Below are 7,582 nucleotides of genomic sequence, written 5' to 3' on the forward strand. Positions count from 1 at the left end.
CACGGCGACGGTCACCGACCGCGGCGAACGGCGCTACGACGTGCGCCACGCGGACGACACCGGGACGCCGGTCGCGGAGCTGGACGCGTACGACGACCCGCTCGACGCGCGCGAGATCGTGAAACACGACGCGAAGGGGCGCTATCGCCCGCTCAAGACCGCGCCGACGCTCGATTCCGGCTGGGCCTTCCCGGAGCTCTCCCCGCGTGACGCCTACGAAACGGTCGAGACGATCTACCCCGCGACCGTCGCGAACTGGTATCGAGAGCGCGAGGGCGAGCTCGACGTGACCCACTGGCGCGAGACGATGGAACGACAGTCCGGCATCTACGGCGTCGTGAAGACGTGGGACCGCGGCGAGGGGTACGAGCACGTGAACTGGGTCGCGGAGGCGTGTTGTGACGACTCGCAGTGTCTCAAACGCCGCGAGTGGGCGTACGACGACGACACCGAGCTCGACGTGGACGGCGGTGACGGGGTGTTCCCGTGTCGCGAGCCGTGTTCCGTCGTCGTGAGCGCCGCCCGGAAGTGGACTCGCCTCGAGAGCGAGCAGCCTCGAACCTACGAGTTCGAGCTGACGCCGAGCGAGAAGGAAGGGGTCGAGGCGATCATCGACGCGGTCGCCGACGGCCGGATAGACGAGATCCGCGAGGCCGACACGAAGGACCCGGCCAACCGCTACCGCGCCCGCTTCCTGCGCGCGAAGCGGTTCGACGACGCGGGGAACCTCTCGGGGACGCCGACGGATCCGGACGCGGACGACGGCGAGGACGAGGACGCGTAGGGCGAACGCGGGAGTCCCGCGACTGTTCTCGCCGTAGTGTTTACGTCGGTCGCGGGCGAACCACCGTGTGAACACGAGGCATGATAGCCGACAGGATCCGACGATACCGACCGGAGTTGGTTACGCTTCTCGTCCTCGCCGGCATCTCCGTCGGCGTGCTCGCGGGGGTTCGTCAGGACACGTTCACCGTCGTCGCGCTCGGCGCGCTCGTGGCGGGCATCGTCGTGTTGTCCGCGGGGATGATCCGCCTGTTCGCGGTGGCCGAGGGGGTGTTCCTCCTCGAAGCGGTCGGCGTCGCGGTCGTCTCACCGCTGTTGTTCGAGCGGTCGGTCCGGTTCGAACTGTACGGGGTCGGGCTGGCGCTGGCGTTCCTCGCGGGCGCGTTCCTGAGTGTCGCCGCGAAGCGGTCCGACCGGCCCGCGCGGGAGGGATCCGGCTCACGAAACCTTTAGACGGGAGAGCGGCGTACCCCAGCGCAATGAGTCGCGGCCCCGAGGTCATCGTCACGGAGAAGGACAACGCCGCACGGCGGATCGCCGACATCCTCAGCGGCGGCTCGGCGACGGCCGAGCGGATGAACGACACGAACGTGTACGAGTGGGGCGGCAAGCGGTGTATCGGGCTCTCCGGCCACGTCGTCGGGGTCGACTTTCCGCCGGAGTACAACGACTGGCGCGACGTGGAGCCGGTCGAGCTGATCGACGCGCCGGTCACCAAGGCGCCGACCCAAGAGGGGATCGTCGCCGCGCTCCGACGGCTCGCCAGGAACGCCTCCCGGGTCACCATCGCGACCGACTACGACCGCGAAGGCGAGCTCATCGGGAAGGAGGCGTACGAGATCGTCCGCGAGGTGAACGAGGACGTACCCGTCGACCGGGTCCGGTTCTCGTCGATCACCGAGAACGAGGTCACGGAGGCGTTCGCGGACCCGGACGACCTCGACTTCGACCTGGCGGCCGCGGGGGAGGCCCGACAGGTGATCGACCTCACGTGGGGGGCCGCGCTGACTCGGTTCCTCTCGTTGTCGGCCCGCCAGCTCGGCGACGACTTCATCTCCGTCGGCCGGGTGCAGGGGCCGACGCTCAAGCTGATCGTCGACCGCGAGCGCGAGATCCGCGCGTTCGACCCGGAAGCGTACTGGGAGCTGTTCGGCGAGCTGTCGAAGTCCGGAGGTGACCCGTTCGAGGCACAGTACTACTTCGAGAACGACGCCGGCAACGAGGCCGAGCGCGTGTGGAACGAGTCGGTGGCGGGGACGCTCACGGAGGCGCTCGCCGCCGCCGACGACGCGGTCGTCGACGACGTCCGCCGCCGCACCCGGACGGACGAGCCGCCCACGCCGTTTAACACCACCCAGTACATCCGCGCCGCGGGGTCGCTCGGCTACTCCGCCCAGCGCGCGATGTCGATCGCCGAGGAGCTGTACACCGCCGGCTACGTCACCTATCCCCGAACCGATAACACGGTGTATCCGGAGGATTTGGACCCCGAGGAGCTGTTAGAGGAGCTCTCGGCGGCGGGGACGTTCGGGGCGGACGCGGCCGACCTCCTCGACGGCGACGCGGAGATCGAGCCCACCGAGGGGGACGAGGAGACGACCGATCACCCGCCGATCCACCCGACCGGCGACCTCCCGAGCGCCGCCGACCTCTCCGAGGACGAGTGGGAGGTGTACGAGCTGCTCGTCGGGTCGCGCGGGGAGTGAGCGGACCCCCGCCGGGTTTATTACCGGTAGCGACGGGGCCAACCACATGCGCGCGTTCTTCGCCGTCGACCTCCCCGACGCGCTCGCGGGACCGCTCGCCGACGTCCAGTCGGCGTTCGACGACGCCTCGGGGGTCACCCTCGTCGACCCCGGGCAGGCGCACGTGACACTGAAGTTCCTCGGGGATGTCGCGGAGCGCGGTGCGGGCGAGGAAGGCGGAGCCAACGAGAGCGACGAGTCCGGAACGGACGCCGCCGATATCGACGCCGTCACCGCGGCGGGCGAGCGCGCAGTCGCCGACGCCGACGTGGACCCCTTCACCTGCACTGTCGGGGGGCTTGGCGTCTTCCCCTCGCTGGAGTACATCTCGGTCGTCTGGGCGGGGATCGAGGCGGGAAGCGCCGATCTGACCCGGCTCCACGAGTCGCTGGAGGCGGAGACGACCGCGCTCGGGGTCGATCCCGAGGACCACGAGTTCACCCCACACGTCACGCTCGGCCGGATGCGGGACGCCCGCGGGAAAGAGCTGGTCCAGCGAGCGGTTCGCGATCGGGACCCCGAGGTGGGCTCGTTCACCGTGAGGGAGGTTCGGCTCGTCGAGTCAACGCTGACGGCCGACGGGCCGGTGTACGAGACGGTCGAGACGGTCGAGTTGGAGTGAGCGGTCGACCCCGGATCAGGGCTCGTCGGTCGCGCCGGTGTCGGCATCGGAGGCAGCCTCGCCGTCGGAGTCGACATCGGAGGCAGCCTCGCCGTCGGAGTCGGCATCGTCGCCGGTGCTCTTCCTCGATCCGTCGGGAGGCGCCGCTCCGGGCGCCGCGACCGGGTGTTCTACCCGGACTCGTGTGACCCGAGTGGGGGTCGCCGCCGTGACGATCAACGCGACATCGCCGAACTCGACGCGGTCGCCCTCCTCGGGGAGCCGGCCGAGCGCCTCCGTGATCAGTCCGGCGACCGTCTCGAACTCGCCGGCGGTGGGGAGGGCGATCCCGAGGCTCTCGTTGAGGTAGGTCACCGTCGTCCAGCCGCTGACGGTGGCGGTCCCGGCGTCCGTCACCCGGACGTGTTCCGTCTCGCCACGGCCGACGAGCTCGCCGACCACCTCCTCGATCACGTCCTCCATCGTCGCGAGCCCGACGACCGCGCCGAACTCGTCGACGACGATCACCATCCGATGGCCGTCGTCACGCATCTCCGCGAACAGCTCGTCGACCGGCTTCGACGCGGGGATGAACGTCACCTCACGGGTCGCGCTCGCGAGGTCGTCGCCGGCGGCGTTCGCGCGGATCGCGTCGCGCACGTCGACGATTCCGACCACGTCGTCACGGTTCTCGCCGTAGACGGGGAGTCGCGTGACGTGTTCGGTCGCCGCCCGCTCGATAGCCTCGGCCGGGGTAGCGGTGTCGGGCACGGCCACCATGTCGGTCCGCGGAACCATCACCGCCGTGACCCGAGTGCCCTCCATGTCGAGGACGCCGCGGATCATCGCGCCCTCCTCGGGGTCGAGGGCACCGCCCTCCTCGCCGGAGAGCACGAGCGTCTCGATCTCCTCGCGGCTCACGTACGACTCGATCGCGGTGTCGCCGCCGACGGCACGCGTCACCAGTCCCGACGCGGCCTCGAAGACGAACAGCACGGGCCGGAGGACGCGCTGGGCGAGGACGACCGGCCGCGACACCCGAAGCGCGTGTTTCTCGGCGTTCGCGACCGCGTACGACTTCGGCGCGATCTCGCCGAAGACGATGACGAAAAACGAGGTGAACGCGGTCGAGGCGGTGGCGGCCTGTCCCGCCGGCAGGTACTGGACGAGCACCGCAGTGGCGACGGAGGCGGCCGCGATGTTCGCCACGTTGTTGCTGACCAGCGCGGTGACGAGGAAGCGGTGCGGGTTCTCCCGCAGCGTCGCGAGCGCCGCGCTGCCGGGGACGCCCTCGGCGACGAGGCTGTCGACGCGGTGTTTCGCGACCGAAAAGACGGCGAGCTCGGAGCTGGAAAAGAAGCCGCTGATCGCGGTCAGCCCGACGATCGCGACCGCCCCGAGCAGCGTGAGCGTGAGGTCCATGTGCCCCCATCATTCCGGACCCGAAAGGGTGTACCGGCGGCGATCGCCGTCGAGGACCGAGGAGCGGGGCTCGATCGGCGACGGACGGAACACCGACCACAGCCACGAGCGCAGCGCGGTCGATACCCACGAACAGAGGGTTTCCACCCGAAACAGAGGGGTATGAGATCCACGATCGTGTATCGAATATGGCGGCGACACCGCGGCACGTCGACCGGCAAAACGGCGCGATGAGGAAAGCGTTAACCTCGCGCCGCCGGTCGATACGGACATGAAAGTACTCGTCACGGACCCGATAGCCGATCCCGGTCTGGATCGGTTACGGGAGGCCGGCCACGAGGTTGTGACGGATTACGACGTCGAAGGCGACGCGCTGTTGGACGCCGTTAGCGACGCTCACGCGCTGATCGTGCGGTCCGGGACCGACGTCTCGGAGGCAGTGTTCGCGGCCGCCGAGGAGCTCGTGATCGTCGGGCGGGCCGGCATCGGCGTCGACAACATCGACATCGAGGCCGCCACCGACCACGGCGTGATCGTCGCCAACGCGCCGGAGGGGAACGTGCGCGCGGCCGCCGAACACACCGTCGCGATGACGTTCGCGGTCGCACGCTCGATCCCACAGGCACACGGCCGACTGAAGGGCGGCGAGTGGGCGAAAGGCGAGTTCCTCGGCACCGAGGTGAACAACAAGACCCTCACGATCGTCGGGCTCGGTCGCGTCGGCCAGGAGGTCGCGAAGCGGCTCGACTCGCTGGGGATGGATCTTGTCGTCTACGACCCGTACATCTCCGAGGAGCGCGCCGACCGGCTGGGTGCCGACCTCGTCGAGGACCTCCACGAGGCGCTCGGCCGCGGCGATTTCGCGACGATCCACACGCCGCTGCTTCCGGAGACGGAGGGGATGATCGGCGAGGAGGAGCTCGCCCAGCTGGAGGGCGGCTACCTGATCAACTGCGCCCGCGGCGGCATCGTCGACGAGGACGCACTCGCGGCGGCGGTCGCGGACGGTACCCTCGCGGGCGCGGCGCTCGAGTCGTTCGCGGAGGAGCCACTTTCCGACGACTCGCCGCTGCTCGACGTCGAGGACGTCGTTCTCACGCCACACCTGGGGGCGTCGACCGAGGCGGCCCAGGAGAACGTCGCCGTCGACACCGCGGAGGCCGTGATCGCGGCGTTCAACGGCGAACCGGTGTTGACCGCGCTCAACGCGCCCTCCGTCGACGAGACCGCATTCCCGCGGATCGAGCCGTACATCGCGGTCGCGGAGACCGCGGGGAAGGTCGCTGCCCAGCTGCTCGACGGCCGGATCACGAGTATCGAGGTGAGCTACGAGGGCGATATCGCCGCCGAGGACATCGAACTCGTCACGGCGTCGGCGCTGAAGGGCGTGTTCGAGCCGCTGGAGTGGCAGGTGAACGCGGTGAACGCCCCACGCCTGGCCGAGGAGCGCGGTATCGAGGTGACCGAGTCGAAAACCCGACAGACCGACGACTTCCAGAGCATCGTGCGGGTGACCGTCCACAACGGCGACGACTCGCTCAGCGTCGAGGGGACGCTGTTCGCGGGTGAGGACCCGCGTATCGTCCGGATCGACGGGTTCCGCGTCGACGCGGTCCCGTACGGCCACATGCTCGTCGCGCGCAACACCGACGAGCCCGGCGTCATCGGGCTCATCGGTACCGTCCTCGGCGACCACGACGTCAACATCGCCGGGATGTTCAACGGCCGCGAGATCCGTGGCGGCGAGGCGCTGACGGTCTACAACCTCGACCAGGCCGTCCCCCAGGAGGCGATCGAGGCCCTGCTCGGCGACGATCGGATCGTCGAGGTGACGGAGATCACCCTCGACGACGCCGACGAACGACACGAGGCGTAGTCCGCCGATACGCGGCTCTTTCTCCGACGCGCACGATCGTTCAACGCCGGAGACCGCCGTCGGGGCGGGCCGACCCGACCCGAGCCGACCCGAACCGTTATCGCCGCCGCTAGAGAACGACTCGGAAATGGTCGACGCCGAGGTCCACGTCATCGATCGCGGAGGGATCCGATGCGACATGAACTACATGCTGGAAGGGCACGTCCTCGCCACCCGCGAGGAGCCGAACCCCGACAGCGACTACGGCGAGATCCCCGTGTGGAACCTCGTGATCGACCACCCGGAGGGAACGATCCTCTGGGACACCGGCTCACACCACGACGCCGCCGACGGGCACTGGCCCGACGACCTCGTCGAGGCGTTCGATCCGTACGACGCGAGCGATCATCGCCTCGACGACGACCTCGCGGCCGCCGGCTACGCGGTCGAGGACATCGACGCCGTGTTCGTGAGCCACCTCCACATCGACCACGCCGGCGGGCTGGAGTTCTTCGCCGGCACGGACACCCCGATCTATGCGCACGAGGAGGAGCTACAGTTCGCCTACTACGATGCGAAGGTGGGCGCGGACGACGGCGGCTACCTGCTCTCTGACTTCGATCACGACCTGAACTGGCGGCCACTCTACCGGGACCACGAGGAGCACTTCACCGACCTGGAGTTCGTCCGCCTGCCCGGTCACACCCCCGGGCTGACCGGCTCCGTGCTCCATCTCGACGACGAGGGCACGCTCGTGTTCGCCGGCGATCAAGCGTACATGCGGGCCAACTACGAGGCGGAGGTGCCGCTCGGCGGGCCGCTTCTGTGGGGGAAAACCGAGTGGCGCGAGAGCCTCCGGCGGCTGCAGTCGATCGAGCGCCGACACGACGCAGCGGTCGTGTTCGGTCACGACGCCGACCAGTTCGAGTCGATGCGCCCGGGGTGGGGAGTCTGAGAGCCGAGAAACGCCGTCGACGCGGTCAGTCCCGCAGGTGCTCCACGACCGCGTCGACGTCGTTCGGGACGGGTTCGGGGTCGCCGCCCGCCTCGTAGGCCGCTTCGGGGTCTTTTAAGAGGTGTCCCGTGGTCAAACAGACGACGCGCTCGTCGGCGTCGACGACCCCCGCGCGGCGGAGCTTCTTCAGCCCCGCGAGGCTCGCCGCGGAGGCGGGCTCG

6 protein-coding genes and 2 pseudogenes are annotated in these 7,582 nt (G+C 69.4%); 6 read left to right on the forward strand and 2 right to left on the reverse strand.

Annotated features, from left to right (window positions below):
* The 4 genes and pseudogenes from ACFQEU_RS08685 to thpR all read left to right on the forward strand — a co-directional run.
* Positions 1 to 784: DR2241 family protein (locus tag ACFQEU_RS08685; RefSeq protein ID WP_379781238.1), on the forward strand; the 784-nt coding region annotated here is incomplete at its 5' end.
* An 80-nt stretch (positions 785 to 864) separates the two neighbouring features.
* On the forward strand, positions 865 to 1,236 hold the full coding sequence (locus ACFQEU_RS08690; RefSeq protein WP_379781240.1) for a hypothetical protein: 372 nt from the start codon (positions 865 to 867) through the stop codon (positions 1,234 to 1,236).
* Positions 1,237 to 1,262: 26 nt separating this feature from the next.
* Positions 1,263 to 2,471: pseudogene (locus ACFQEU_RS08695) on the forward strand (DNA topoisomerase); the annotation flags it as partial.
* 64 nt (positions 2,472 to 2,535) lie between these two features.
* Positions 2,536 to 3,150 (forward strand): RNA 2',3'-cyclic phosphodiesterase, encoded by a 615-nt coding sequence (gene thpR / locus ACFQEU_RS08700; protein WP_379781242.1) that lies wholly within the window; start codon positions 2,536 to 2,538, stop codon positions 3,148 to 3,150.
* A 15-nt stretch (positions 3,151 to 3,165) separates the two neighbouring features.
* Here the strand turns inward: thpR and ACFQEU_RS08705 are convergent, their stop codons facing one another.
* The gene (locus ACFQEU_RS08705) at positions 3,166 to 4,551 is read right to left on the reverse strand and encodes a hemolysin family protein (RefSeq protein ID WP_379781244.1); all 1,386 of its coding nucleotides are present in this window, start codon (positions 4,549 to 4,551) and stop codon (positions 3,166 to 3,168) included.
* A gap of 271 nt (positions 4,552 to 4,822) precedes the next feature.
* Here ACFQEU_RS08705 and serA point away from each other — a divergent pair, with 271 nt between their 5' ends.
* Positions 4,823 to 6,427, forward strand: a complete 1,605-nt coding sequence (gene serA / locus ACFQEU_RS08710) for a phosphoglycerate dehydrogenase (RefSeq protein WP_379781246.1) — start codon at positions 4,823 to 4,825, stop codon at positions 6,425 to 6,427.
* A gap of 127 nt (positions 6,428 to 6,554) precedes the next feature.
* Complete coding sequence (locus tag ACFQEU_RS08715; protein ID WP_379781248.1) at positions 6,555 to 7,361, forward strand: N-acyl homoserine lactonase family protein; 807 nt, start codon at positions 6,555 to 6,557, stop codon at positions 7,359 to 7,361.
* Positions 7,362 to 7,386: 25 nt separating this feature from the next.
* Here the strand turns inward: ACFQEU_RS08715 and ACFQEU_RS08720 are convergent.
* Positions 7,387 to 7,582, reverse strand: a pseudogene (locus ACFQEU_RS08720) (threonine synthase); the annotation flags it as partial.

The organism is Halorubrum tibetense, assembly GCF_042661865.1.
In the GTDB taxonomy this organism is placed as follows: Archaea; Halobacteriota; Halobacteria; order Halobacteriales; family Haloferacaceae; genus Halorubrum; species Halorubrum tibetense.

Excerpts from the sequence above, each read along its gene's own strand:
- ACFQEU_RS08715 (WP_379781248.1), top strand. The coding sequence starts at position 6,555 with ATGGTCGACGCCGAGGTCCACGTCATCGATCGCGGAGGGATCCGATGC.
- ACFQEU_RS08690 (WP_379781240.1), top strand. The coding sequence starts at position 865 with ATGATAGCCGACAGGATCCGACGATACCGACCGGAGTTGGTTACGCTT.
- ACFQEU_RS08705 (WP_379781244.1), bottom strand. The coding sequence starts at position 4,551 with ATGGACCTCACGCTCACGCTGCTCGGGGCGGTCGCGATCGTCGGGCTG.
- serA (WP_379781246.1), top strand. The coding sequence starts at position 4,823 with ATGAAAGTACTCGTCACGGACCCGATAGCCGATCCCGGTCTGGATCGG.
- thpR (WP_379781242.1), top strand. The coding sequence starts at position 2,536 with ATGCGCGCGTTCTTCGCCGTCGACCTCCCCGACGCGCTCGCGGGACCG.